Genomic DNA, 24577 nt, shown 5'->3' on the forward strand with positions numbered 1-24577 from the left:
TGAGCGGCTGGATTTCAGGTTGGTAGTTCAACCCGTGCTCTGCTGTTGCGGGTGCGGCCTTGGGAGGGTGTTCCAGCACCCTCTCGGGGGTTCGTCCGACGGGACGGCGCCTACTCGCAGAAGATACGCACCTGGGCATCGGGCTGGTCGACCTCCATGGTCAGTTCGTCGAGGTGGTCCACGAGCGCCTCGAGGTGTTCGGGCTTGAGCTGCGTGAGGTCGAACGGCACGCCCGACTTGTCCAGTTTGGCGTTGGCCGCGGCCAGTGCCTGCGGCGGGATCAGGGCCGTCAGCTGTACGCCGGCCCGCAGCAGCTGCAGCGGCACCCGCACGTTGATCCGCCCCGGCTCGCCGTTCTCATCAAGGGTGTCCACCATCAACCGCAGGTACTTCGCCCTGCCCTTCGGCCGGGCTCCGGGACTCGACGCCGGCGGCGGCTGGTCCCGTTCGAGCGCGGCGATGAGCTGCTCCGCCTCCTCTGCGGTGATCTTGCCCTCGGCCAGCATGTCGAGGATGTCCTTGCGCTGTTCGTTCATCGCAACCTCTCCTATCGGATGGCTACGAGTACAGCCGTACGGCTGTACTCGATGTCGACCTGGGTGCCGGGCAACGCGGAGACGATGCGCCAGCCGGTGCCGAGTGCCCGCACCACATCGACGCGGTACACGTGGCAGGCCACGGCCGCCCCCAGGACGGCCATAACCGCGATCGGTGAGAACACGAACACCACCGGGAGTACCGGGACCCAGATCCGGATGGGATGACGGTCCGGGCGTTTGACCCGTACGGTCAGCAACTGCGGCATCACGTCCGGCCCTCCAACTCGGACAATGCCTGCTGTGCGGTGATCTCGCCGCGGCGCAACCGATCGATGATGTCGGCCCGTGACGGCGCCGGATCGGTCTCGACGAAGTCGAGCATCTGCGTGATCCGCTTCAGTCGTGATTTGATCGTCGGGTAGCTCACCCCGAAGATTCGTTCCATCTCCTTGATGGAGCCGTGGCACCGCACGAACGCCGTGACGAAGACCTGGTCCTCGACGTTGAGCTGAGCCAGTTGCGGTAGCTCGAACTCGCCCTCGATCGCGACGCCGCTGCCTGCCAGGCGCACCCGCTCGACGACGAACGGCTGGCCCCGGGTCAGGTTCGTGAGTTCCTGCCACTCCATCGCCTGCTCTGTCATATCTAAAGATATACTCGCCTAATCTTCAGTTTTCAAGATGTTGATCTTAATTTTCTTAAACCCGCACTTCCTTTGGGCTCCTTGCTGGTCCGCCGCCCCGCCTACAGCCTCCTGCTGCCGAAGCTCGCCCCCGGCGCGATCCGTGATCTGCGTGATAGTGAAGCCAGCAGACGCTCTCGCTGCGAGGGGATCCCATGAGTGCACCGCACGACGCTGACCGCCGTCTCCGGGCCCTGGAGTTGCTTCGGCGGGAAGGGGTCCACTCCCTCGACGACCTGGTGGGGCTGCTGCTGGCCGAGGCCGACCGCACGGGAGCCTCTGAGGAGGACATTCTCTACCGCCGGGCCAGCGGCAAGCCGGTCGGGCTCGCCCAGCCCGCCTCCGCCGCATTGCCTTGGCGGGCCGGGCGTACGAGCGGCCCCTACCGGCACCGGCCCGCCCAGCTGCCGATACTGCTGGATGACAAGCACGAGATCGCACCCGGCGAGGTGGCCGCGCTGGATGGCCTCGCGCTGGATGGCCTCGCGCTGGATTACGTATGGGACGACGCAGCCGCCGAACGTCAGGTCCTTCGTGCCTTCTCCGTACCCCAGGAAGCGCTGGACTACATGCGCGCTCAACCCGTGCGGACCGTGTCCCCCGACACCGACGCCCACTCTGCGGGCGAACCCGGCACCCCCGCCTCCGCCTTCCACCACGTCGACGGCACGCCCGCGACGTTGTGGGAGCACGCCGACTTCTCCGGCTGGAGCATCAACCTGGATCTCGGCCACGTCTTACCGGACCTGACCGAGGTACACATGGCCGGGATCTTGTGGTCGTGGACCAGCTGGAACGACCAGATCTCCTCCGTGAGAGCCGGATCTGGCTGGCTGACCTTGTGGGAGCACGTCTATCCTGCCACCTACGGCTTGCCGCCTGGATCTAAGCTGCACGTGCAGCCCTTCCAGAGCATCGCCAACCTGGGAGCCAAGGGGTTCAACGATCGCATCTCGGCCGTGAACCACCACTACTTCGCGTTCCATTAGGTCGTTGGTGAGGATCGACCGATCCTTGGGGTCAGTCGTCGGGGTCGACGATGGTGGCGAGACGCGTTGCTCGCGGGCCCGCGCCTGGTAGAAAGGAATCCTGTAGCGCGGCCGCTGCGGGTGGCGACAAGCAAGCCGCTCACGCCCAGGTCGCCGTCGTCGATGCGGATCTTGACCGGTTCGGCGACGCGGACGCCGGTGTAAAGCAGTGTCTTGATGAGCACGATGTCGCCGGGTACGGCGCGCGGCCCACACGGTGGTGTAGTAGCTGCGGATCTCGGCCTCGGTGGTGGGGACAGAGGGTGCCTGGTGATCTCGCGGCGTGACCCCGCTTGACCTTGACACAGTGACAAGGTCTTCACTGTAGCCAAGGAGGTGGTCCCGATGACCATGCCGAAACAGGACACGGATACGATTCGAGTTTTCCAGGGGCTGGAGGACAGCCGCTCGTCAGTGCGGCTGCGGGCAGCGCTAGCGGCCGGCACGACCCCTGACCCGCGGTTCATCGACAAGCTCATCGAACGATGCGCGATCGAACCCGAATTTTATGTGCGCGACATGCTTACGTGGGCACTCACCCGCCACTCAGTATCAATGACGGTCCCAGAGCTTCTCAATGAAGTCCGCTCGGAGCGTGCACAGGCACGAAGCCAGGCGTTGCACACGCTGTCCAAGATTGGGGATCGGCAAGCGTGGCCGACGATCACACGGGCGCTTCTGTCCGACGCCGACGATGAGGTGGCGCGGAGCGCTTGGCGGGCAGCGGTCGTGCTCGTGCCCGAAGGTGAAGAGCCCGAGCTGGCCGCAGTGTTGTCGGCACAGCTCGGGCGCGGTGAACGTGAGATGCAGCTGAGCCTCAGCCGGGCGCTGGTCGCGCTCGGTGAGGTGATTTTGCCAACTTTGCGCGCTGCGATGACGGATCTCGACCCTCGCGTGCGCGCGCACGCGATCGCCACAGAACGGCTGTTGCGCGACCCGGACGCTGGATTCGAGTTCGCGATCGAGGAGGCGAAGCGCGTCGTGGCCCTCGGCAGGACCAGCCAGGAGGAGTGATAGGCAGTGTTGATCGGTGATGTGGCACGACGGTCCGGGGTCAGTGCCCGCATGCTCAGGCATTACGACTCGCTCGGCCTGGTGCGGCCAACGGGTCGTACCGACGCCGGCTATCGAGAGTACTCCAGCGAGGACGTCCGGCGGATCTTCCATATCGAGAGCCTGCGGTCATTGGGGCTGTCGCTGCGTGAAGTCAGGCGCGCGCTCGACGATCCCGGCTTCACGCCCTCAGAGCTCGTCGACGACCTCATCCGCCAGACGCGAGAACGCATTGCAGGTGAGACGGAACTGCTCACGCGACTCCGTCGGATCGGTGCCGCGGAACCCGCCGGCTGGGAGGACGTCCTCCAGATCGTCGCACTCCTCCAGGCGTTGGGGTCAAAGAGCGCTGGGAAGCGCCAGCGCGCGGCCTTGTCCTCAGTTGAAGAGGTTCCGGTGCCAGTGGAAGCACTGGTCGAGGCGGCGCTGAGCGAGACGGACCCGAACGTCGCCGGAGCCCTTCGATGGGCTTTGGCGCAATTGGGCGATGGCGGATTGGCGCTGCTGGCGGAGGGCCTCGGCTCACCGGTAGCCGAGGTGCGGAAACGTGCCGTCCAGTCCATCGCTGAGATTCCGGATGGTGAGGCGACCGCACTGCTGCGGGACGCCCTCGCGAATCCCGACATCGTGGTCCGCAGGTATGCAGCTCTGGCGCTCGGGGCACGTGGAGTAGCCGACGCGGTCCCGACGCTCATCGATATGGTCGTCGAGGGGACGAATGACGTTGATGCAGCCGATGCACTGAGCGCGCTGGCGAGTCGTCCCGCGTTGGCGGATCAGATCGCTACCAGGCTCGTTGATCGCCTCGCCCACGGCACCGCTGAATCGTCTGCACGTCGACGGCTGGCACAGGCGCTCGCGGATATCCCGGGAATCACCGCGTCACGTGCCCTCGCAGATCTGTCACATGACGAAGACCGTGCCGTTGCGCTTACTGCGGCATACATTCTCGGGATACGCAACGCACGATAGCGGCGGTGCGGTCGGCGGCCGCCAGGTGCTGCAGGGCGGAGTTGATGGAGCGTCCAGCCGCGCCGGTGCGGGTCGTGCGTGCAGACTGCCGCTGCGATGTGGGGCATCGAGGTCGACGCCAGCGGGCACGAGCGGGCTGCGGATCAAGCCCCGGGGAGTCTGCTGTCGGGCAGCGGGTTGCCTTTCCTGGGGCCATGCTCGGGGTTCAGGGCCGAAAGGCCCTGAGCATGACGTCGACGAGCGAGTCGGCGTACTCGGCGGTCAGCGGGCCCGAGCGGTGCAGCCAGCGCTGGAACAGGGGTGCGTAGAGCACCTCCAGGACCAGGTCGAGGTCGGCGTCCACGGCCAGTTGGCCGGCTCGTTGCGCGCTGCGCAGTCGCTCCTTCTTGGCGTCGTCCACGGGCCGGGCCAGCTTCTCGTGGTACTGCGCGGCAAGGTCGGGATCGTTGATGATCTCGTTGTTGAGCGCCCGGATCGGCTTCTCGAACTCCGGGTCGGCGAACTCGGCGACCGTCGCGCGCATGACCGTCGTGAGGTCGGCCTCGATGTCGCCGGTGTCCGGCAGCGCCATGCCCTGCCCCTCGGTGCCCTCGCTGAGCGCCAGGAAGGCGTCGAAGATCACAGCGCCCTTGGACGGCCACCAGCGGTAGATCGTCTGCTTGCCGACGCCGGCCCGGGCGGCGATGGTCTCGATCGCCACCTTGCCGTACCCGACCTCGGAGACCAGCGCGCGGGTCGCCTCGAGGATCGCCTGCCGCGAACGTTCGCTGCGCCGGGAGCGGTCCGGCTTCCTGGCTTGGGGCATGGGCTCAAGCTAGCACTTCAACGAGACGAGCCGGTTCGTTTTGACAAGGTCGCTACCGCCTTGCAGACTGGAGCGAACCGAGACGTACCGTCTCGTTTTAGGAGGTGGGATTCCATGACGACCGCCAGAGTCTGGTTCGTCACCGGCGCTTCACGGGGCCTGGGCAGGGCGTTCACCGAGGCGGCCTTGGCCGCCGGGGACCGTGTCGTGGCCGCGGCCCGCAATGTCGAGCCGCTCGCGGCCCTGGCCGGCGAGTACCCGGATGCTCTCGTCCGGCTCCCGCTGGACGTCTCCGACCGCCGGGCCGTGTTCGACGGTGTGGACCGCGCGGTCGCCATCTTCGGCCGGCTCGACGTCGTGGTCAACAATGCCGGCGGACTGCTCTACGGGATGGTGGAGGAGGCCACGGAAGAGCAGATCCGGGCGCATCTGGACGTCAACTTCTTCGGCGCCGTCTGGGTGGCCCAGGCCGTCCTGCCCCACCTGCGCGCGCAGGGCTCCGGCCGCATCCTGCAGGTCACCTCGATGGGCGCCGCCGGCGGCATGGCGTCCGTCGGCTTCTACGGTGCCGGCAAGGTGGCGCTCGATTCGGTCAGCGAGGCGCTGGCGATGGAGGTCGAGCGGTTCGGCATCAAGGTCACCATCGTGGAGATGGGCGGCTACGACACCGGCCTGTTCACCAAGGGCACCACGGAGACCGAGGCCCTCCCGCACTACGATCCCCTGCGCGCCGAGCTGGCCGAGATGTGGGGCGAGGAGACCGGGCCGGCTCCGAGCACGGCCGCCCCCGTCATCATGGAACTGGCCGCGCTGCCGGAACCGCCCCGGCGGCTCATCGTCGGCGGCCGGTCCTACGACCAGGTCCAGGAACTGGACCGGGCCAGAGCCGAGCTCTACCAGGCATGGGAAGAGCTCAGCCGCAAGGCCCCAGGCTGACCGGAACCGCACCTGGCCCTGCCCTGACGCGGGGCCGGGCGGTTGCCACTCCCGGGCCCGGCCTGCGCGTCACCGCCCCCACGCCCCCACGTCGCCGAGCGCAGGCTCCAAGCCGACCGTGTAGCCACCTACTGGCTGGACTGAGGGGAAACGGTCGCGTCCGCGCAGGTGGTGTACGAGTGTTTGAGATCGGTACCTGCGTCGCGCCTGGCTGATCGCCGTTGAAAAGCGCGGCGTCGTCCGTGGGGAAAAGCGCGGCGAGGGTGGTGGAGTGGTTGGGGGCCGCTCACCGGTATCGCATCGTGCGGGGTGGTGGCGGGCGTTGGGCGGGTGTGGGTGACCGGGGGCGGGCCGGTGGAGCTCCGGGAGGGGGCAAAGCGGGTCATGGCGGGCGTGGAGGCGGGGCCGTGGTGGTGACGATCGGGGATTTTCCATGATCTGGATGAGTTGGCACGCTGGGGGCGTGCGGATTCACCCAGATCAAGGAAGGCCACTGCCGCCCCCCTGGGTGGGCCGCTTTTCGTGGTGGAAGGCCCGGTTCGTCCCCGCACCCGGCCGGGGGCGGCCCGTGACCGGACGCCCCGCGGACCTTCGTACCCCGCACGGCGAGAGCCCCGCACGGCGAGAGCCCCGCACGGCGAGAGCCCCGCGCGAGGCGGCGGCGAGGAGCGGCCCCGGATCCTTCCGCACCGCGGCGGACCCGTACCGATGGGCGGTCTGGGGCCACTCCACCACCCTCGCCGCGCTTTTCACCACGGACGACGCCGCGCTTTTCCACCGTGACCGGCTTACCGGATTCGGATGCTCGTACACCATGTCCGTGGACGCGAGGCCCGGCGAGGCGATCACTGCTGATGAGCGCTCGCGGGGCGCGTGATCTTGCGGCGACCGGGAACCAGGACGGGATGAATGCGGCTGTGATCCGGAAGGGCTTCGGCTCCGCCCCGCGCGTCGGAAGGGTATCGGCGCGCCGAGCGCACCCTCTGACGTGCGAGTTCCGGAGTCGGTCTGTCGTGTCGTGATCGGCTGAACATCCAGCCTGAGCCAGAGTGATGCCAATCTGAGCCAATATGGCTTGATGATGGCATCACACTGTGCCATAATGATGCCATGGACCTGACCCCGTACGTGGCCTCCCTCGGCCGCGAACTGCTGACCGCCGCCGAGACCGGCGACGGCGACGCCGGCGCGCTGATCGAGCGGCTGACCGTGTCGATGGAGTCGGCGATCCGGCTCACCCTGCTCGAGGCATTGTCGGCGGCCGCCGACGAGATCACCCGAGACCTGGCCCCCGGCTCGGTCCAGGTCCACCTGCGCGGACGTGACCCGAACTTCGTCGTGACGGCCCGGCAGACGCAGCAGCCCCTCCACGACACCCCGGAGCCGGGCGCGGTGTCGGGCGCGGTCTCAGCCGACGACGCCGCGGCGAGCTTCGAGGACGGCCCCGTGGCCCGGATCAACGTCCGCCTCCCCGAACAGCTCAAGGCCGCGATCGAGGAGGCCGCGGGCAAGGAAGGCCGCTCGCTCAACGCCTGGCTGGTCCGGGCCGCCTCGACCGCGCTGCGCGCCGCGCCGCACGCCCCCGAGCGCGACCACGGCTCCGGACCGCGCGGCAAACGCAGCGCGCAGCGCTACACCGGCTGGGCCCGCTAACCCACCCCGACACAACCACTTTCCTCACACACCTGCGACCAGCGGAAATGTTCCTCTGACCCATTCCAAGGGGATAGCCATGCCTGTTTTCGCCACACCCGAACCGATCTCCGCCACGATCGAACTCTCCGTCGGCGACGTGCAGATCATCGCCGGCGACCGGAGCGACACCGTCGTCGAGGTACGGCCCAGCGACGCCGGCGACGACTCCGACGTGGACGCCGCGCACAAGACACGCGTCGAGTACGCCAACGGCACCCTGACGATCCGCGGGCCCAAGGCCCGCATCCTCGACCTCTCCAAGAAGACCAGGTCGGTCGACGTGCTGATCGAACTTCCCGCCGGCTCGCACGTGCACGCCGACCTGTCGGTCGCCGACCTGCGCGGCATCGGCACGCTGGGAGAGTGCCGACTCAAGGCCTCGGTCGGGCATTTCCGCCTGGAGCGGACCGGGCCGCTTCGACTGAGCACCTCCGGCGGCGACATCACCGTCGAGGCCATCGCGGGCAACGCCGAGGTCTCCACCGGCACCGGGCGCGTGCACATCGGCGAGATCGACGGCAGCGCCGTCATCAAGAACTCCAACGGCAACACCGACCTCGCCACCGTCACCGGCGACCTGCAGGTGCGCTCGGCCAACGGCGACATCCGCGTCGACCGGGCCGAGGCCACGGTGGAGGCCAGAACCTCCAACGGAGGCATCCGCCTCGGCCAGGTCAGGCGCGGCACCGTCACGCTGAACACCGCGACCGGCCACCTCGACATCGGCATCGCCGCCGGCACCGCCGCCTGGCTCGACCTGAACACCGCGCACGGGCGGGTGGAGAACGCGCTGGAGGCTCTCGGCCACGCACCGCAGACCTCCGAGCAGAGCGTCGAGGTACGCGCGCGCACCTCGTTCGGCGACATCACCGTCCGCCGTTCCTGACCGGATCCCGCCCTTCCCGACCAGATCCCGAAAAAGGGGGCCTCTCATGACCATGCCATCCCGGCCATCCCGGCCATCCCAGCCATCCCCATCCGCGATCACGGCGACCGGCCTGCGCCGCTCCTACGGCGACCACGTCGTGCTCGACGGCATCGACCTGAACGTTCCGCATGGCACCGTCTTCTCGTTGCTCGGCGCCAACGGCGCCGGCAAGACCACCACCGTCAAGATCTTGTCCACCCTGATCCGCGCCGACGCGGGCAGCGCGCGGATCGCCGGCCACGACCTGTCGGCCGAGCCGGACGCGGTGCGTGCCGCGATCGGCGTCACCGGCCAGTTCTCCGCGGTCGACAACCTGCTGACCGGTCAGGAGAACCTGACCCTGATGGCCGACCTGCACCACCTCGGCCGCAAGGCCGGCAGGCACAAGACCGCCCGGCTGCTCCAGCAGTTCGACCTCGTCGACGCGGCCAAAAAGACGGCGGCGACCTACTCCGGCGGGATGCGGCGGCGGCTCGATCTGGCGATGACACTGGTCGGCTCACCACAGGTGATCTTCCTCGACGAGCCGACCACCGGGCTGGACCCGCGCAGCCGCCGCGCCATGTGGCAGATCGTGCGAGAACTCGTGGCCGATGGCGTCACCATCTTCCTCACCACCCAGTACCTGGAGGAGGCCGACGAGCTCGCCGACCGGATCGCGGTGCTCGACCACGGGAAGATCGTCGCCGAGGGCACCGCGGACGAGCTCAAGCGGCGCATCCCCGGCGGCCACGTCCTGCTGCGGTTCACCGACGAGCGCGACCTCGAATCCGCCGCGCGCGCCGTGGGCCAGTCCTCCCGCGACAGCGACACGCTCGCCCTGCGCGTACCGCACGACGGCAGCCTCAAATCGCTGAAGGCGCTGCTGGACCGGCTCGACCACAACGCGGTCAAGGTCGACTCGCTGAGCGTGCACACCCCCGACCTCGACGACGTCTTCCTCGCTCTCACCGGCAACCAGGAGAAGGTGACCACACCATGAGCACCATGAGCACCATGAGCACTGCGAGCACTGCGAGCACTGCGAGCACTGCGAGCACTGCGAGCACTGCGAGCACTGTGTCGCACACCCTGAGCGACTCGGCGACGATGCTTCGCCGCAACCTCAAGCGCATGATGCGCTACCCGTCCATGACACTGATGCTCATCGGCATGCCGATCGTCTTCCTGCTGCTGTTCGTCTACGTCTTCGGCGGCACCCTCGGCGCCGGACTCGGCGGCGTCTCCGGCGGCTCCGGCGGACGTGCGCAGTACGTCAACTACGTCACCCCCGCGATCATCCTGATGACGATCACCGCCGCGGTCCAGGGCACCACCATCTCGATCGCCATGGACATGACCGAGGGCATCGTCGACCGGTTTCGCACCATGGCCATCGCCCGGGTGTCCGTCCTGACCGGACACGTCATCGGCAGCCTCATCCAGACGATGCTCAGCATCGCGGCGGTCATCGGCGTCGCGCTGCTCATCGGCTTTCGGCCGTCGGCGGGGCCCGGCGACTGGCTCGCCCTCATCGGCGTCCTGGTGATGATGGCCTTCGCCTTCATCTGGTTGTCGGTCGCGTTCGGCCTGGCCAGCAAGACCGTCGAGTCCTCAAGCAACGTCGGTATGCCGCTGCTGCTGCTGCCGTTCCTGGGCAGCGGGTTCGTCCCGACCGACTCGATGCCCACCGTGCTGCGCTGGTTCGCCGAGTACCAGCCGTTCACGCCGCTCATCGAGACCCTGCGCGGCCTGCTGATGGGCACCCCGATCGGGAACAACGCCGTCATCGCGGTCGGCTGGTGCGTCGTCATCGCGCTCGGCGGCTACCTGTGGTCGAAGAGGCTGTTCAACCGCGAGTCCACCCGCTAAGCCGCACCTGGGCCAAGGAGAAACGATGCAGCACCAACAGGTTTCGCCGGTCGACTCGCTGCCCGTCACCCGCCCCGAGGGCTGTCCGTTCGATCCGCCACAGGAACGGGGAGGGCAAACCGGCTGCCCGCTGCGCTCGCGCTGCCAAGCTCATTGCAACGCAACATTGCATTCGCACGCAGCATCATTGCCTTAATCAGCGCTAATTATCTGTCTGAATGCACTTCCTGTGGTTGGCGGAAATTCTAAATGCAACGTATCTTTCGAGCCACGACAAACACGTAATATCGCGACTTCAACCTAGGTCGATGAGAGGAATGACCATGGAACACACCGTCACCACGCTGCCGACCGCGCGTCAGCCCGGCTGTCCCTTTGACCCGCCCAAGGAGCTGATCCAGGCCCGCGAGCACGGCCCAATCAGCCGCTACCCCTTCCCCGACGGACACCAGGGCTGGCTGATCACCGGATACGACCTGGTCCGGTCGGCCCTGGCCGACTCGCGGTTCAGCTCGCGCAAGGAGCTCATGCGCCACCACCCGACCATCGACCTAGGCGACATCGAGGTCCCTCCGGCGCCGCCCGGCGAGTTCCTCCTCATGGACGAGCCACAGCACGGGCGCTATCGGAAACCGCTGGTGGGCAAGTTCACCGTACGGCGGATGCGACAGCTCACCGAGCGCGTCGAGCAGATCACCGCCGACCACCTGGACGCCATGGAGAAGGCCGGGTCGCCGGCGGACCTGGTGACCGCGTTCGCCAAGCCGATCCCCGCCATCATGATCTGTGAGCTGCTGGGGGTGCCGTACCAGGACCGGGGCTCCTTCCAGGAGCAGGTCGACTCGTTCCTCAGCGGGGAGACAAGCGACGAGGACCTGATAGCGGCCTACACCGCGACCCAGAACTACCTCGCGGAGCTGGTGGTCGCCAAGCGCGCGAACCCCACCGACGACGTGCTCAGTGACCTCACCGACAGCGACCTGACCGACGAGGAGCTGAGGGGGGTCGCCCTGATCCTGCTGGCGGCCGGGCTCGACACCACCGCGAACATGCTGGCGCTGGGCACTTTCGCCCTGCTGCGCAACCCGGCGCAACTGGCCGCGCTGCGCGCCGATCCCGCGCTCGCCGACCGGGCCGTAGAGGAGCTGCTGCGGTATCTGAGCGTCGCCAAGACGTTCATGAGGACGGCGCTGGAGGACGTCGAGTTGGGCGGCCGGACCATCGAGGCCGGTACGGCGGTCATCCTGTCGTACAACACCGCCAACCGCGACCCCGAGCGCTTCGCCGATCCCCACGTGCTCGACCTCCGAAGGCAGGACGGCGGGCACCTGGCCTTCGGCCACGGCATCCACCAGTGCCTGGGTCAGCAACTGGCCCGCGTCGAGATGCGGGTCGCCTTCCCCGCGCTGCTCACCCGCTTCCCCACGCTGCGCCTGGCCGTACCTGCCGATGAGGTTGACCTGCGCCCGGAGACCGCGGACATCTACGGGATCAAGAGCCTCCCGGTCACCTGGGACGTGGAATAGCCGCCCGGAATCGTTCGATGCCGGGGGAGACGATGAGTGTGTCGAGGCCATGGCGGGAATGGCGCCGCCCGCTGATGGCGCACGTGGCCCTCATGATCGGGCTTGTGGTGGTGTCCGGTGTCGGCGCCCTGGTGGACTGCCGCACCCTGCTGGGGGAGTCGGTGTGGGTGAAGCCGCTCCGACGGCCGGTTCGAGTAACCATGCGGCTGCTGCGGGGCGCCACACCGGCCTCCCGCAAGAGGATCCGAGTGCGGAACGCGAGTCGGATCGCTCTGGTTGGTCGCAGGTCGGCCGCGACGGACCGTTAGCTGATCTGCTCCGCCAGTTCGACGATGATCCTCGCCGGGCCGCGGACGTAGCAGAGCCGGTAGCTGTCCTCGTAGCGCTCCAGCTCGCCCACGAGTTCCGCGCCGCGGGCTCGCAGGTCGGCGACGATGCCCACGTGGTCCATCCGTTCGATCATGGTGGTTCTCCTTCTTCGCCGCGCGGCCTGTCGTGGCCGCTGGTGTCCCTGGGACGGAGCCGGCGCCACATTCTCGACACCCGGAAGCGTGCTGAGTTCCAGGACCTGCTTCTGGCCGTCACCACCCTGGGGCGCACCGCTCCCGGGCCCGGTGAAGGTCACCAGGAACGGCCGGACTGCCGCTCCGCCCTCCGCCACGAACTCGGCCCGGCCGGGCGCCGGGGCGCTTGCGCCGGCGGTCAAGCGGCGTGGGACGGTGAGATCACGCCGGGCGGATGAGCCCCTTTCTGGTGGCGGCGGCCACCGCCGAGGTGCGGGAGTCGACGCCGAGCTTGGCGTAGATGTGCACGAGGTGGGTCTTGACAGTGGTCTCGCTCAGGAACATCTGCTTGCCGATCTGCCGGTTGGACAGGCCGGCCGCGACGTGGCCGAGCACCTCCAGTTCTCTTGGGCTGAGCGTGGTGGCCGGGGTGCGGACCCGGCCCAGCAGCCGCGAGGCGACGCTGGGGGCCAGCGCGCTGGTGCCCGTGGCGGACGAGCGGATCGCGGCGTGCAGGTCGTCGGAGGGGGCGTCCTTGAGCAGGTAGCCGGTGGCGCCCGCCTCGACGGCCGCCACGATGTCGGCGTCGGTGTCGAAGGTGGTGAGCACCAGGACGCGGGGACCGCCGAGCGCGACGATTCGCCGGGTCGCCTCGCTGCCGTGGATGCCCGTCCCGAACTGAAGGTCCATCAAGACGACGTCGGGTGCGAGGGCACGTGCCGCCTCCACGCCGTCCTCGCCCGTGGCCGCCTCCCCGACCAGCTCGAAGTCGGGCTGTCCGGCGAGCATGGCACGGATGCCCGAGCGCACTACGGGGTGATCGTCCACCAGCAGGATCCTGATCGGCGCTGTCACCGGGCCGCCCCTTCGGGCAGCGGCAGTGTGGCGGCGACCGCGGTGCCCTCTCCCGGGGCGGACTCGATGGTGAGGCTGCCGCCCAACGCCCTTGCCCGGTCGTGCATGGTGCGCAGACCGTAGCCGGTGCTCGCGGTCTCGGCGGGGGCCTGCGCCGGGACGAAGCCGCAGCCGTCGTCGACGATGTCCAGCACGATCATGTCGTCCAGGTAGGTGAGCGTCACGGTGGCATGCGCGGCCTGCGCGTGGCGGCTGACGTTGCCCAGCGCCCCCTGGGCGATGCGCAGCAGCGCCAGGTCGTAGTCGGCGGACAGCGGCACCGGCGTGCCCGACATCTCGAACCCGACCCGGGTGGGGGTGCCCGCGGCGGCTGAGGCGCTGATCCTGCGCAGAGCGGCGGTCAGCGAGGAGTGCTGCAGCGCGGGGGGTGCCAGGGCACGGACGAAGTTGCGTGCCTCCTCCAGGTTGTCCTGGGCGGCGTGCTCGGCCTCGGCGATCCGCTGCTCGGCGTCCCCGGGCCGGGTGGCAAGATCGCGGCGGGCTGCGCGCAGCAGCAGGATGATGCTGGACATGCCCTGGGCGAGGGTGTCGTGGATCTCCCTGGCCAGGCGTTCCCGCTCGGCCAGGCGGGCCGTGTCGGCCTCCGCCTGCATGAGCATGCCTCTGGTGCGGACCAGGTCGTCGATCAGCAGGCGGCGCTGCTCGCTCTCGCTGTAGAGCGCCTTGTAGACCAGTCCCATGAGCGTGGCCACCGCCGCGCCGATGGACGGCCCGATCACCTGGGGCGCGCTCACCCCGCCCGTATGCCGGCCGGCTGTGGCGATCGCCGCGACGCTGAGCGCCGCGACGCCGGGCAGCGCGACCATCAGGGGCAGCACGTGCAGGTAGGCGAAGAAGAGCGGGAAGGCCAGCCATACGAAAAGCGGTGAGTTCAGGGCCAGCGCGGCCCAGCCGAGCGTGACGATCAGCAGCCAGATGCGTCCCAGCAGCAGATGCGCGGGGCCGCCGAAGCGCGGGAGCCGTCCTTCGATGACGATTCCTGCCGCGTACAGCACGCCGAGCAGGACACCGCAGGTCGCGACGGCGGCGTGGCCCTCGTGTGCGGCCCCGGCGACGGCGATCGCCAGCAGGACCGCGAAGGTGCCGTGAATGGCCCACCTGAGCAGCTTGAGCGTCGGCGGGAACGGGAAGTCCATCATTTCTCCCCCAGAGTAGGTGAAGGGGTTCGATGGGATGCATCCTTCAAAAGGTTGATTTCCGGCCGACCAAAAGAAGGCGCCCGCGCCGCCCGTTTTCACGATGTGCCGGAAACACCCGTTCCTGGAGTCTGGAAGGCGTCCAGATCGACCCACATCCAACGGGGGGATCGCCTGTGTTCGTGGCGCTCAGAGACCTGCGTTTCGCCAAAGGACGGTTCGCCCTGATGGGTACCGTCGTCCTGCTCATCACGCTCTTGGTGACCATGCTGTCCGGCCTGACCGCCGGGCTGGCCCAAGACAACATCTCGGCCGTCAGCGGACTGCGCGCCGACCGGATCGTCTTCTCCCGCACCGAGAAGCCGTCCTTCTCCGACAGCCGGATCACGGAGAAGACCTGGCAGGAGTGGCGCACGGCGGACGGCGTCGTCACCGCCGAGCGGCTCGGGATCACGATGGGGAGGATCGCCTCCGGGCAAGACAGCACAGGCGCCGCAGTGTTCGGTGTCGAGCCCGGCGGCGACCTGGCCGGACCGTTGGGCGGCGCCCTCGGCGCAGGCAAGGTCGTGCTCTCCTCCGGCCTGGCCGACGACAGCGGGCTGGCCGCCGGGGACAAGGTGCAGATCTTCGGCCGCGACTTCACCGTCGCCGGCACTGCGGCCGCGGCCGCCTACAGCCACGTGCCGGTCGCGTGGATCGGTATCGGCGACTGGGAGTGGATGGGCCGCCAGAGCGGCGCCGACACGGTCGCCACCGTCCTGGCCCTGCGCACCACCGGAGAGCCGGACTTCTCCACGACCGACGGGCGCCTGAACACCACCACCGTTTCACTGGCCGACGCGCCGGCCGCGATTGGTTCCTTCTCCTCCGAGAACGGCTCGCTGCAGCTCATGCGCGGCTTCCTGTTCGCCATCTCGGCACTGGTCATCGGCGCGTTCTTCACGGTGTGGACGATCCAGCGGGCCGGTGACGTCGCCGTGCTCAAGGCGCTCGGCGCGAGCACCGGCTACCTGCTACGCGACGCCCTCGCCCAGGCCGTGATCGTACTGCTGCTCGGCGCGGGGCTCGGCGGCGTTCTCAGCGCCGGGCTCGGCTCGCTGGCCGAGGGCACCGTCCCGTTCGTCCTGTCGGCGGCCACCACCGTCGTTCCCGTCGCCGTGATGATCCTGCTCGGCGCGCTGGGCGCGGCACTGGCCATCCGCAAGATCACCTCTGTCGACCCGCTGACCGCGCTGGGAGCCTCCCGATGACCCTCGAACTCACCGACATCATCCTGACCTACCCCGACGGCGACCGCACGCTCACCGCGCTCGACCACGTCAGCCTCTCGGTGGCCCCCGGCGAGTTCACCGCCGTCGTCGGCCCGTCCGGATCGGGCAAGTCCAGCCTGCTCGCCGTCGCCGCCACCCTCCTCACCCCCGAGTCCGGCACGGTGACCGTGGCCGGGTACGACGTGTCCGGCGCGAGCCCGGCCGACCGGACTCGCATCCGGCGCGACCACATCGGCATCGTTTTCCAGCAGCCCAACCTGCTGGCCTCGCTCACCGTCCTGGACCAGCTCCTGGTCATGGCCGACCTGGCCGGCCGCTCGACACGGCAGGCCACCAAGCGGGCGCGCGAACTCCTGGTGGCCGTAGACCTGGCGGGCAAGCAGGACAAGAGGCCGCACCAGCTCTCCGGCGGCGAGCGGCAGCGGGCGAACATCGCCCGCGCGCTGATGAACGAACCCGAGATACTACTGGTCGACGAGCCCACCAGTGCCCTCGACCACCGGCGCGGCGAGCAGATCGTCTCTCTGCTGGCCGGCCTGACCAAGCAGAACGGCGTGGCCACCGTCATGGTCACCCACGACCTGGCCACACTCGCCATGGTGGACAGCGTGCTGACCATGACCGACGGCAACCTCACCGCAGGAGCCGCCGCCCACCTCGGCTGACACGATCCCGGCCCACGCCGGCCACACACGGCAACCGGTCCAGGACAAGACAGTCCGGCTCGAAATTGCATCCGTGCAGTTCGAACGGCACGTGAGTACTCGTGGAGGACTCCACGGTCAGGTAGGCCAGGCGAAAGAGCACGAGTGATCATTCCACCGCGATCGCCCCCTCTCAAGAGTTGAAGAACATCTTCGACATCGGGTCCGCGGGGTCGTAGATGCTCCCGCCAGGCGAGAGGCGGACACCCCGGGCGACGAGGGTGTCGCCGATGTCGCGGGCGTCCGGGACCGAGCGGGCCGGCTATATGAGATGACGTTCCCGCAGGCCGCGTCCTCGCGCGACGGCTGCCCGGGTTGTCTCGTTGAGGGATCCTCTAACGGACACCGTGGCGGATAATGAAGCGGCATTCCCGGTCGCAGGTGTCCGGCGGAAGCTGCTTGCGGGGCCGTGCGGCGCGCTGTGCTGGTTCGATCAGACGGCGTCGGTAATGGTGTTCTCGTAGGCATCACGGGCCGCGAGGAGAGTGGACATGTTCTCCTCTGCCCAGTGCCAACAGGCGGCGATGAGGTCGAGCAGGGTACGCCCCAGCGGGGTCAGCTCGTACTCCACTCGTGGCGGGACCTCGGCATAAACGGTGCGAGTGATCATCCCGTCGCGTTCAAGGGCACGGAGAGTCTGAGTGAGCACCTTGGGCGTGGCATTTCGGAGCGGGACACGGATCTCAGAAAACCGTCGTGGCCCCTGTTCCAGGCATTGGATGACCCCCGCTGACCATTTGTCGCCGATCCGGATCGGCGTGATGCTGCTCGGGCAGGCCGGGTCGAACATGTCCGGGGCGAGCGGATCCATAAGTACCCTCACGGTAGTTAGATACCTTTGAAGTAACCAGTATCTCATCGATACCTTCGCGATGGCGGTGCATCCGCCGCATCACATCTCCCCGATGCGAAGGACCATCAATGCGTGCTGTTCGGTTCCATGAATACGGTCCCCCCGACGTGCTGCAGGTGGACGAGGTTCCCGACCCAGAGCCCGGCCCCGGCGAGATCCCGGTGCGGGTCACCGCAGCCGGGATCGGCTTCGCCGACATCCAGATACGGGCCGGCCTGATGCGATCGGTGCTCGCCGACCTCCCGCTGCCGTACTCGCCGGGTTTCGAAGTGGCGGGCACGGTGATCGCCGTCGGCCCGGATGTCGACCCCGTACAGATCGGCCGGCAGGTAGTCGGCGCCACCGCAGGCGGCGGCTACGCCGAGAAGGCGGTCCTTCCGGCGGTGGCCCTGTCGCGGCCCGGCACGCTGGACGACCACACGACCCTGGCTCTGCTCGGGCAGGGGACGACCGCGGTCGGGGTGGCCGAGGCGGCAGCCCTCCGGCCAGGAGAGACGGTGCTGGTCGAGGCCGCCGCGGGCGGCGTCGGCAGTCTACTGGTACAACTGGCCAAACACGCCGGCACGAGGGTGATCGCCGTCGCCCGAGGCGAACAGAAGCTGGACGTGGCCAAGCGACTCGGCGCGGACGCGGCGATCGACTACAGCACACCGGATTGGCGCGAGCGCGTACGGGAGGCGGCAGGCGCCACCCTTCCGCTGGCCCAGGCCGCCACCGCACACAAAGCGTTCGAAGAACGCACCACCATCGGCAAGACGGTCCTCACGCCATAACCCCTCGGATCACACCTGGCGCATACCCTGGACAGGCAGTGAGTTTAGGTCGCCGACGTCGCCGACGTCGCCGCGGTGTACGGGGCTGAGGAATCCAGGAAGATCCTTTGGCGGTGCCGTGGCCGGTGGTGGACTACCTGGCCGAGCAGCTGGGAATCGGTGATCCGCCGGCGGTGAAGAAGCACGGCGAGAGGAAGACCAACCGTGGACCGGAGCGGTGGCGCTACGGGACCGCCGGTTCGGTCGCGGCGCCGGAGGCCTGGCGCATGACGTCGGCGAGCCTGGTGTTCTTGCCCGCGAGGATGGAGTTCACGTAACCCATGACGAAGGGCACCCGGGTCAGCCCGAGCATCACGCGCCGGACCCGTAGATCGGTCGGTGAGGAGGGCAGGAACCAGCGGGCCATCGACCGGGCGTTGCGCTGCTTTTCCTCGACCACGGGCCGCCACAGGCGCTCGAACCCGGCGGTGGCCCGCTCGACGGTCGGGGCGTGCGCGAGCCGGTCCGCGAGCAGGAAAGCGCCGGAGATGCCGAGCGAGGCGCCCTGCCCGGCGAGCAGCGACACGGCGTAGGCGGCGTCTCCGAGCAGGACAACCCGGCCGGTGCTCCACCCCGGAAGCTCGATCTGCGCGACCTGGTCGTAGTAGATTTCCTCGGCCGGCGGGCACTGCTCCAGCGCGCGCGGCGTCACCCAGCCCAGGCCGGTGTAGGCCCGCTGGATCGCCACCCGCGGGTCGTCCGGGATCGTGGGGTCGGCGCTGCGGTGCACCGCGAACGTGGCGACGCGGCCGTCGCGGAGAGCGTAGAAGCCCAGCTGCCGGTTGACGGAGTCGGTGAGGCAGAACGCGCGCTTGGTGGCGGCGTGCACGTCCGGCGCGTCGAAGGTGAACGCCGCCGTGTGCAGACCCAGGTAGCGCAGGTAGCGATCCTCCGGCCCGAACACCAGCCGGCGGACGGTCGAATGGATCCCGTCGGCGCCCACGAGCAGATCGGCGTCGAAGACGGTGCCGTCCTCCAGCGTCACCGCCACGCCGTCGGTGCGGTTGGCCACCTCGGTCAGCACCGTGTCGTAGCGCAGCTCGACCTCGGCCGGAAGGTTCTCCCGCAGCACGGCCTCGATGTCGGGGCGCATGAGGCTCAGCAACGGGCCTCGCGAGAAGCTCTTGGTCTGGAGGGTGGCGCGGCGGCGACCGTTCCGATCGACCAGGTGCCCCTCGTCATAGGGGTAGGCCGCCCGTTCGAACGCGGGCAGCAGCCCCATGGCCTCGACCGCCTCCAGCCCGGGACCGAAGAAGTCGATCATGTATCCCTGGGGGTGGGGCCCGGGGGCCCTCTCGATCACCACGACCTCGCCGCCATGGGCGGCGAGCCGGTGCGCCAGGGCCAGGCCGCTGATCCCGGCCCCGCAGATCACTGTTCGCACTGTCATTCCTCCCCGGAGGATGTGGAAACGAGCCTGCGCAGCACCGCCGAGGGGGCGTTCGCCTTCAGGCCCAGGCCGCGGTGCAGCAGAACGCCGTCCAAGGAGGCCGCCAACACGGCGGCGGTCTCGAAGGGGGCGGGCACCCCGTGCTGCTCCAGCCACCCGCCGAACCGCTGCCCGAACTCAGCTACCAGCCCGGCGATCCGCTCGCGCAGTTCGTCATCGCGGGCGCTCGCCAGACACGCCTCGATGAACAGCAGCGAGGTGGCATCGGCGCCGGTGTACTCCTCGGCCGACGTGAGCATCGTCTCGATCGCGTCGGCAGGCGACCGGGTGTTTTCCAGCAGATCGTTCAGCCCGGCCAGCAACTCCCGCATCCGGCTGGTCGCGGCCTCGTTCAGCAGGCTCGACAGCGAAGGGAAATGATAGTGCACCACGCTCGGCGTCACCCCGGCGCGCTCGGCGAGGATCCGGGTGCTCACCGCCGCCCAGCCGCGTTCGGGGATGAGCTCCGCCGCCGCGTTCATCAGCCGTTCCCGAACCGCGCGCCCGCGCTCGGCCGCTGGGGAGACCATCATTCACTCCAAACTAGGGCGATCGCCCTGTACGACTGCCCTGATCGTAGACCACGCCCCGACCACGCTCAAGTCGAATCGCGTTCAGACAGGTCACGCGTGGGTGAAGGTGCGCTCAGACGGGTGGAGTCCGTGTTCAGGTGTGGCCGGGGCGGCGGGTTCAGCCGGGGATGACCTACTGGCCGATGTCGCCGCTCTCGGCGGCGGCAAGGAACTGCTCGTGCTGCTGGAGGACGAACTGCACGCCCGGGACATCAACCTGGAGATCCTCACCGGGACCGGAATCCGTCGGATCGCCACGCGTCACTCAAGACGTTTACCAGTCCGAGGGTGATCAGATGGCCGGTTCAACCGAACAGTGATCTGAACCTGGAACAGGCCCTAAGACGTACAGGTCAACCCTCCACCTGGACCTGGACGAGCTGATCATCAGTTTGAACAGGTCAATGGCGGGGTGGGCGAACTACTTCCGGCACGGAGTGTCCAAGGACGTGTTCAGCTCGATCGACCACCACGCGTGGGGCCGGTTGATGCGCTGGATACGGGCCAAGTACGCGGGCAGGACCGGGCTGAGCATGAGGGAACTCCGTCGTCGCTTCTGCGACAAGGGGTGGAGGTTCGCCCACAACGGAGTCGTGTTCACCGGCGCATCCAGCGTCCCAGTGACCCGCTACCGCTACCGCGGCAGCGCCATCGCGACCCCATGGACCCCGAAGCCGGCAGCCGCCGACGCTGGCGGCTGACCAGCGGGCAAGACACGTGGAGCGCCCGATGCGCGGAGACGCGCACGTCGGGTGCGGCGGGCGGGTCGCAGAAACCCACTGGGGGCAACCCCGGCAGGGCGCTGCGGCCCGACCCAACTGTAAGGGGTGATCTAGAGGGAAGCAAGTGACGGGGCTTGAGCAGCAATGGAACGGCCAGTCACGTTAAGGAGCTCGGTGGGCGGCTTTTAACGTGACTGGCCGTTCCGATGCGGCAGGTGGCTGTGGTCGGTCGGTGGGGTTGTCCTCGGCCGCTGCCTTGAGGGTCTTGTGGACGGTGCCGATGGAGACCTTGACCCCGGCGGCGATGGTCCGGATGGACTCCCCGCGCCGCTGGCGGTCGAGGATCGCGGCGCGTTTGTCGTCGTCGACGACCGGACGGCGCCCGCCGACCTTGCCCTGGCGGCGGGTGACTCAAGGCCGTCCTTGGTCTTCTTGACGATGTCGCGGCACCGGTCCTCGGCCAGCGCGAGGGCCAGGTTCACCGGGTCCTGGAGATCGGTGCGGGCACCGGCTGCAACGCGGCGCTCCTGGACGTCCTCGTCGGCACAGACGGTGCCGTGACCACGATCGACCTCCTGCCCGCCGCGGTCCGGGAGGCCCGCGAGACTCTCCGCCACCGGCCACGGCCTCGTGAAGGTGTTCCTCGAAGACGGCGAGTTCGGCCATCCAGACACCGGCCCCTACGACCGGCCCTGGGGCCCGACCCCGTCGCCGGCCCCTTCCTCGGACCGCCCGCCTGGCACCGCGTCTCCGAACTCTGGCTCGACCCCGAACCGGACGCCGACCTGGCCTTCGAGGCCGACGTCCGCCTCACCGACTATCTCCGGAAACGCAAACCCCTCAGGCGGTGAGCCGCGCCCACCGCACGAGAACGGGCCTCAGGGCGGGCTCTGCGCGGCGGCACCGGCAGGCCGCGTCGTCTTCTTGCCCGGATGCCCCGCCTTCCAGACCGCGTTGTGCTCCGCATCGCGCATCTGAAGGATGTCATCGACGCTCGGCGGCTCGTCGTTCGCCTTTCTGGCCAGCCTTTCCTTCTTCATCTCGGCCTTGGTCTTCTCCTTCTCCTTCTTCTTCGTCTTTCCGGTCGGGTCGGTCGGCGGAGCCGCAGGCGCCTTCTGCGGCACCGAGTTCTTCAGCCTCCTCACGATGTGGTCGAGCCCGGCGATCGTGGTGTCGACCGCTTCGAGGAAGTCCTTCTGCCATTTCGGGGCCGCAGGGCCGGCCAGGTCGGGGGCGACGTTCCTGAGGGAGGTGGCCGCGGCCTGGAGCACGGCGATGGCCGTGCCGGGATTGTCGAGCTCGTCCTGCTTGAGCGCCATGGCGGCCTCCAGCGATTCCTCATCGAAGTTCACGCCCTTGGACGCGGTGGCCCGCTCTCCCTGGCCGTCGCGGTTGCCCGCGTCCACCGTGGCGTAGGGCAGAAGGTTGCGGAAGCTCAGGTATGCCTCGATCGTGTCCTCGGGGGCCTCGGCCTCCAGCGCCGCCCGGGCGGCCTCGAAGATGTCCGTGAGCTGGTCGGCGCTGAGCTGGTCGTTGGGCAGCAGGGGGGCGAGGTCGGTCATCAGCTCGCCCTTGAGATCCTTGATGACCTGCTTGCGCAGGTGGTCGCCGATCCCGGCCTCCCCCTTCTCCTTGAACCACTGCTCGACGGCGGCACACTCGGTCACCCACGACGTGGTGTGCGACCCCATGCCGGCGATGCCGACGGGAGCGTCGGGCCTGCCCCCGAATTCGAGCTTGCCGTTGCGGATCGCGACGAGGAGGCCGCCGCCGCCGGCCTCGGCGATCCAGCGCGCGTCCACGGCGTATTCGGGCTCGCCGAGTTCGGTGTGGAACTCCTTGACCTTGTCGAGGAAGGCGTCCAGCATCGCCGGCTCCACGGCGAGCCCCGCCTTATCCAGATGCTCCTTGAGCACGTTGACGGCCGAATCCGCCGCGCTGCCACCGAGGAAGCCGGCCTTGGACGCCGCGCCGGGATAGCTGCGGACCACGATCGACTGGAAGTCGTGCAGCAGGTGCGCGAGCATCCGGGCGGGGTCCTCCCGCGTGCGGTCGGGATCCTCCCGCAGGCGGCGGGACTCCTCCGCCATGTCGTCGCCCGTGCTTTTGATGCCGTCCTTGAACGCGCGCAGCTCGTCGGAGAGACCGGGCGTCACTTCGCCCATGATGCCGCGCAGTTTCTTCGTGAGCCCGGTGACCTGGACCCGCATCTGCCACAGCTCGGGGGCACCGCTGCGATCCGGCACCTGTGCCACGGCGCGACCCTCGATCTTGTCCAGCACTCTCGCCAGATCTTGGAGGGAACCGATCGCCACCACCTCCGGCCCGTTCGGCACCCCTGTCGCCCCCTGCCCTGTCCGGGCGGGCAGCGTGATCTTCACCCCTCCGTCGGGGAACGTGAAGTCCTTTTTCTTCGTTCGCCTCGAAGTCTTTCCGTCCGGCCCCTTCACTCCGTCCTCGACGAGGAGGACGTCGACCAGATCCCCCAGACCATCGCCCATGGTCTTCAGGGCGTCCAGCTTCTCCGCCGTCTTCTTCGCCCGCTCCGGTGCGACGACGTGCTCCAGGTCGGCCGCACGCACCGCCGCCTCCAGCGAGAACAGCTTCCAGATCTCAGCGCGGAGCACGAAATCGGGACTCTGCGTTCCCAGCGTGACCAGGGAATCCCGCCAGTTGCGGTGCCTTCCGTGGCCGGGATTCTGGGCCTCGACCTCGTCCAGGTTCTCCTCGCTGGCGAATTCCGCGTCCAGCACCGCGGCGCGGGCCTCCCCTTCGCCCGATCCGATCGATCCCCGGTCGCTGCCGGCGCGGACGGTGGCGAACGGCAGGAAGTTCACGTAGGCGAGGTGGTGCCCGACCGCGTCGGCGAGGAGCTTCGCCGCCGCGGCCTGCGCAGCGGACTGGGCCGCGGGGTCGTTCGGCGGCGCTTGCCCGAGGTGCTGCTTCGCTTCTCCGACCAGCCGCTTGACCGTGGCGGCGTAGTGCCCCAGGGCCTTCTCGCGCTTGTCCTGGTCCTCCGGGGCGAGGGTGTCGAACAGCTTGCTGCCTTCTGAGGTGTCGCTGTTCATCCACTCCTGCACGGCGTCCTGCATGGCCGAGAGTTTCTGCAACGCGTCGGGGAGGGATCTGCCGTACAGGGAGGCGTGCACGGAGTCCACCACACTCGCCCACGAACTGGTGTGATCGCCCATGGGGCCGCCGAAGGGCGACGGCGTCCGGGCGCGGCCGAAACGGATGCCCTTGATCACTCCGTCGCCGAGCTTGACGCGCGGAACGAGTTTCACCCTCCGCATGGGCGACAGCCCCGGGTCCTCCTGGATCACGATCCTGCGCTTCACGGGAGCCCCCGCCCCGGCCCCCGCGCCCCCGCCACCACCTCTCCCGCCGCCGCCACCCGCGCCCCCGGCACCCGCCCCCGCAGCGCCGCCAGTGCCCGCAGCGCCGCCAGTGCCCGCAGCACTGGCGGCATTTGCCGTGCCCCCAGCACCCGCAGCGACCGCCGCACCCGCAGTACCTGCGGCGCCCACAGCGCCTGCGGCAACCCCGGTACCTGCGGCACCTGTGCCCGCCGCATCCGAACCGTCCGCGGCGCCTGTGACCGCGCGACCCGCGAGCGTGCCGTTCGCCGGGGGCCGGGAACCGGCG

At 68.8% G+C, this 24577-nt stretch carries 28 protein-coding genes and 1 pseudogene; 16 read left to right on the forward strand and 13 right to left on the reverse strand.

The genetic code is table 11. The features are described from left to right. Window positions 1-110 precede the first annotated feature (110 nt). The 3 genes from OG884_RS34630 to OG884_RS34640 are packed head-to-tail and all read right to left on the reverse strand — an operon-like array spanning window position 111 to window position 1182. A complete protein-coding gene (locus OG884_RS34630; protein ID WP_326639911.1) occupies window positions 111-536 on the reverse strand; it encodes an SHOCT-like domain-containing protein in 426 nt (141 codons plus the stop codon). Window positions 537-547: 11 nt separating this feature from the next. After that, entirely contained in the window at window positions 548-808 is a 261-nt protein-coding gene (locus OG884_RS34635; RefSeq protein ID WP_326639912.1) for a hypothetical protein, read from the reverse strand. Further along, window positions 805-1182 (reverse strand): DUF2089 domain-containing protein, encoded by a 378-nt coding sequence (locus OG884_RS34640; RefSeq protein WP_326639913.1) that lies wholly within the window; start codon window positions 1180-1182, stop codon window positions 805-807. The genes OG884_RS34635 and OG884_RS34640 overlap by 4 nt, the downstream gene beginning before the upstream one ends. A gap of 194 nt (window positions 1183-1376) precedes the next feature. Here OG884_RS34640 and OG884_RS34645 point away from each other — a divergent pair, with 194 nt between their 5' ends. The 3 genes from OG884_RS34645 to OG884_RS34655 all read left to right on the forward strand — a co-directional run bounded on the left by OG884_RS34645 (window position 1377) and on the right by OG884_RS34655 (window position 4274). Next, window positions 1377-2210, forward strand: a complete 834-nt coding sequence (locus OG884_RS34645; protein WP_326639915.1) for a hypothetical protein — start codon at window positions 1377-1379, stop codon at window positions 2208-2210. Window positions 2211-2594: 384 nt separating this feature from the next. Next, the gene (locus OG884_RS34650; protein WP_442811592.1) at window positions 2595-3263 is read left to right on the forward strand and encodes a HEAT repeat domain-containing protein; all 669 of its coding nucleotides are present in this window, start codon (window positions 2595-2597) and stop codon (window positions 3261-3263) included. Window positions 3264-3269: 6 nt separating this feature from the next. Continuing rightward, window positions 3270-4274, forward strand: a complete 1005-nt coding sequence (locus OG884_RS34655) for a HEAT repeat domain-containing protein (protein ID WP_326639916.1) — start codon at window positions 3270-3272, stop codon at window positions 4272-4274. A gap of 205 nt (window positions 4275-4479) precedes the next feature. On the opposite strand, the gene OG884_RS34660 is transcribed toward OG884_RS34655, so the two are convergent. Beyond that, entirely contained in the window at window positions 4480-5079 is a 600-nt protein-coding gene (locus OG884_RS34660; RefSeq protein ID WP_326639917.1) for a TetR/AcrR family transcriptional regulator, read from the reverse strand. Between the two features lie 114 nt (window positions 5080-5193). Between OG884_RS34660 and OG884_RS34665 the strand changes: the two genes are divergently transcribed. The 8 genes from OG884_RS34665 (at window position 5194) to OG884_RS34700 (ending at window position 12323) form a co-directional block, all read left to right on the forward strand. Beyond that, window positions 5194-6015, forward strand: a complete 822-nt coding sequence (locus tag OG884_RS34665; RefSeq protein WP_326639918.1) for an SDR family NAD(P)-dependent oxidoreductase — start codon at window positions 5194-5196, stop codon at window positions 6013-6015. Between the two features lie 568 nt (window positions 6016-6583). Beyond that, the gene (locus OG884_RS34670; protein WP_326639920.1) at window positions 6584-6892 is read left to right on the forward strand and encodes a hypothetical protein; all 309 of its coding nucleotides are present in this window, start codon (window positions 6584-6586) and stop codon (window positions 6890-6892) included. A 233-nt stretch (window positions 6893-7125) separates the two neighbouring features. After that, the gene (locus OG884_RS34675; protein WP_326639922.1) at window positions 7126-7668 is read left to right on the forward strand and encodes a toxin-antitoxin system HicB family antitoxin; all 543 of its coding nucleotides are present in this window, start codon (window positions 7126-7128) and stop codon (window positions 7666-7668) included. Window positions 7669-7747: 79 nt separating this feature from the next. Continuing rightward, complete coding sequence (locus tag OG884_RS34680; RefSeq protein WP_326639924.1) at window positions 7748-8596, forward strand: DUF4097 family beta strand repeat-containing protein; 849 nt, start codon at window positions 7748-7750, stop codon at window positions 8594-8596. A 52-nt stretch (window positions 8597-8648) separates the two neighbouring features. Then, entirely contained in the window at window positions 8649-9620 is a 972-nt protein-coding gene (locus tag OG884_RS34685) for an ATP-binding cassette domain-containing protein (protein WP_442811754.1), read from the forward strand. Window positions 9621-9727: 107 nt separating this feature from the next. After that, the gene (locus OG884_RS34690; protein WP_326647092.1) at window positions 9728-10489 is read left to right on the forward strand and encodes an ABC transporter permease; all 762 of its coding nucleotides are present in this window, start codon (window positions 9728-9730) and stop codon (window positions 10487-10489) included. A 323-nt stretch (window positions 10490-10812) separates the two neighbouring features. Beyond that, window positions 10813-12015 carry a cytochrome P450 gene (locus tag OG884_RS34695; protein ID WP_326639927.1) on the forward strand — a complete coding sequence of 401 codons (1203 nt, stop codon included), beginning with the start codon at window positions 10813-10815 and terminating at the stop codon, window positions 12013-12015. Between the two features lie 32 nt (window positions 12016-12047). Beyond that, a complete protein-coding gene (locus tag OG884_RS34700; RefSeq protein WP_326639928.1) occupies window positions 12048-12323 on the forward strand; it encodes a hypothetical protein in 276 nt (91 codons plus the stop codon). Here OG884_RS34700 and OG884_RS34705 read toward each other — a convergent pair. The 3 genes from OG884_RS34705 to OG884_RS34715 form a co-directional block, all read right to left on the reverse strand. Beyond that, a complete protein-coding gene (locus tag OG884_RS34705) occupies window positions 12320-12478 on the reverse strand; it encodes a hypothetical protein (protein ID WP_326639930.1) in 159 nt (52 codons plus the stop codon). The two genes, OG884_RS34700 and OG884_RS34705, sit on opposite strands and share 4 nt — an antisense overlap. Window positions 12479-12740: 262 nt before the next feature. Beyond that, window positions 12741-13373: a response regulator transcription factor gene (locus OG884_RS34710; protein WP_326639933.1), complete on the reverse strand. Its 633-nt coding sequence runs from the start codon at window positions 13371-13373 to the stop codon at window positions 12741-12743. After that, complete coding sequence (locus tag OG884_RS34715; RefSeq protein WP_326639935.1) at window positions 13370-14572, reverse strand: sensor histidine kinase; 1203 nt, start codon at window positions 14570-14572, stop codon at window positions 13370-13372. Before OG884_RS34715 ends, OG884_RS34710 begins: the two co-directional genes overlap by 4 nt. A 179-nt stretch (window positions 14573-14751) precedes the next feature. On the opposite strand from OG884_RS34715, the gene OG884_RS34720 reads away from it, so the two are divergent. Beyond that, window positions 14752-15819, forward strand: a complete 1068-nt coding sequence (locus OG884_RS34720) for an FtsX-like permease family protein (protein ID WP_442811593.1) — start codon at window positions 14752-14754, stop codon at window positions 15817-15819. Further along, window positions 15816-16505 (forward strand): ABC transporter ATP-binding protein, encoded by a 690-nt coding sequence (locus OG884_RS34725; RefSeq protein WP_326639939.1) that lies wholly within the window; start codon window positions 15816-15818, stop codon window positions 16503-16505. The genes OG884_RS34720 and OG884_RS34725 overlap by 4 nt, the downstream gene beginning before the upstream one ends. Before the next feature lie 472 nt (window positions 16506-16977). Here the strand turns inward: OG884_RS34725 and OG884_RS34730 are convergent, their stop codons facing one another. Further along, window positions 16978-17355 carry a winged helix-turn-helix transcriptional regulator gene (locus OG884_RS34730; RefSeq protein ID WP_326639941.1) on the reverse strand — a complete coding sequence of 126 codons (378 nt, stop codon included), beginning with the start codon at window positions 17353-17355 and terminating at the stop codon, window positions 16978-16980. 110 nt (window positions 17356-17465) lie between these two features. Here OG884_RS34730 and OG884_RS34735 point away from each other — a divergent pair, with 110 nt between their 5' ends. Then, window positions 17466-18170 (forward strand): quinone oxidoreductase family protein, encoded by a 705-nt coding sequence (locus OG884_RS34735; protein ID WP_326639943.1) that lies wholly within the window; start codon window positions 17466-17468, stop codon window positions 18168-18170. Window positions 18171-18393: 223 nt separating this feature from the next. On the opposite strand, the gene OG884_RS34740 is transcribed toward OG884_RS34735, so the two are convergent. From OG884_RS34740 to OG884_RS34750, 3 genes are all read right to left on the reverse strand, one after another. Beyond that, entirely contained in the window at window positions 18394-19599 is a 1206-nt protein-coding gene (locus OG884_RS34740) for an FAD-dependent monooxygenase (protein WP_326639944.1), read from the reverse strand. Beyond that, window positions 19596-20171, reverse strand: a complete 576-nt coding sequence (locus OG884_RS34745; protein WP_326639946.1) for a TetR/AcrR family transcriptional regulator — start codon at window positions 20169-20171, stop codon at window positions 19596-19598. Before OG884_RS34745 ends, OG884_RS34740 begins: the two co-directional genes overlap by 4 nt. Before the next feature lie 172 nt (window positions 20172-20343). Beyond that, on the reverse strand, window positions 20344-20475 hold the full coding sequence (locus OG884_RS34750) for a hypothetical protein (protein WP_326639948.1): 132 nt from the start codon (window positions 20473-20475) through the stop codon (window positions 20344-20346). Between the two features lie 97 nt (window positions 20476-20572). Between OG884_RS34750 and OG884_RS34755 the strand changes: the two are divergent. Together OG884_RS34755 and OG884_RS34760 are read left to right on the forward strand one after the other, a co-directional pair. After that, window positions 20573-20911, forward strand: a pseudogene (locus OG884_RS34755) (group II intron maturase-specific domain-containing protein); the annotation flags it as partial. A gap of 509 nt (window positions 20912-21420) precedes the next feature. After that, the gene (locus OG884_RS34760; protein ID WP_326647093.1) at window positions 21421-21783 is read left to right on the forward strand and encodes a hypothetical protein; all 363 of its coding nucleotides are present in this window, start codon (window positions 21421-21423) and stop codon (window positions 21781-21783) included. A gap of 27 nt (window positions 21784-21810) precedes the next feature. Here the strand turns inward: OG884_RS34760 and OG884_RS34765 are convergent, their stop codons facing one another. Next, complete coding sequence (locus OG884_RS34765; RefSeq protein WP_326639949.1) at window positions 21811-24270, reverse strand: hypothetical protein; 2460 nt, start codon at window positions 24268-24270, stop codon at window positions 21811-21813. Next, entirely contained in the window at window positions 24267-24506 is a 240-nt protein-coding gene (locus OG884_RS34770) for a hypothetical protein (protein ID WP_326639950.1), read from the reverse strand. Before OG884_RS34770 ends, OG884_RS34765 begins: the two co-directional genes overlap by 4 nt. Window positions 24507-24577: the final 71 nt, after the last annotated feature.

The organism is Streptosporangium sp. NBC_01755 (genome assembly GCF_035917995.1).
Lineage (GTDB): Bacteria > Actinomycetota > Actinomycetes > Streptosporangiales > Streptosporangiaceae > Streptosporangium.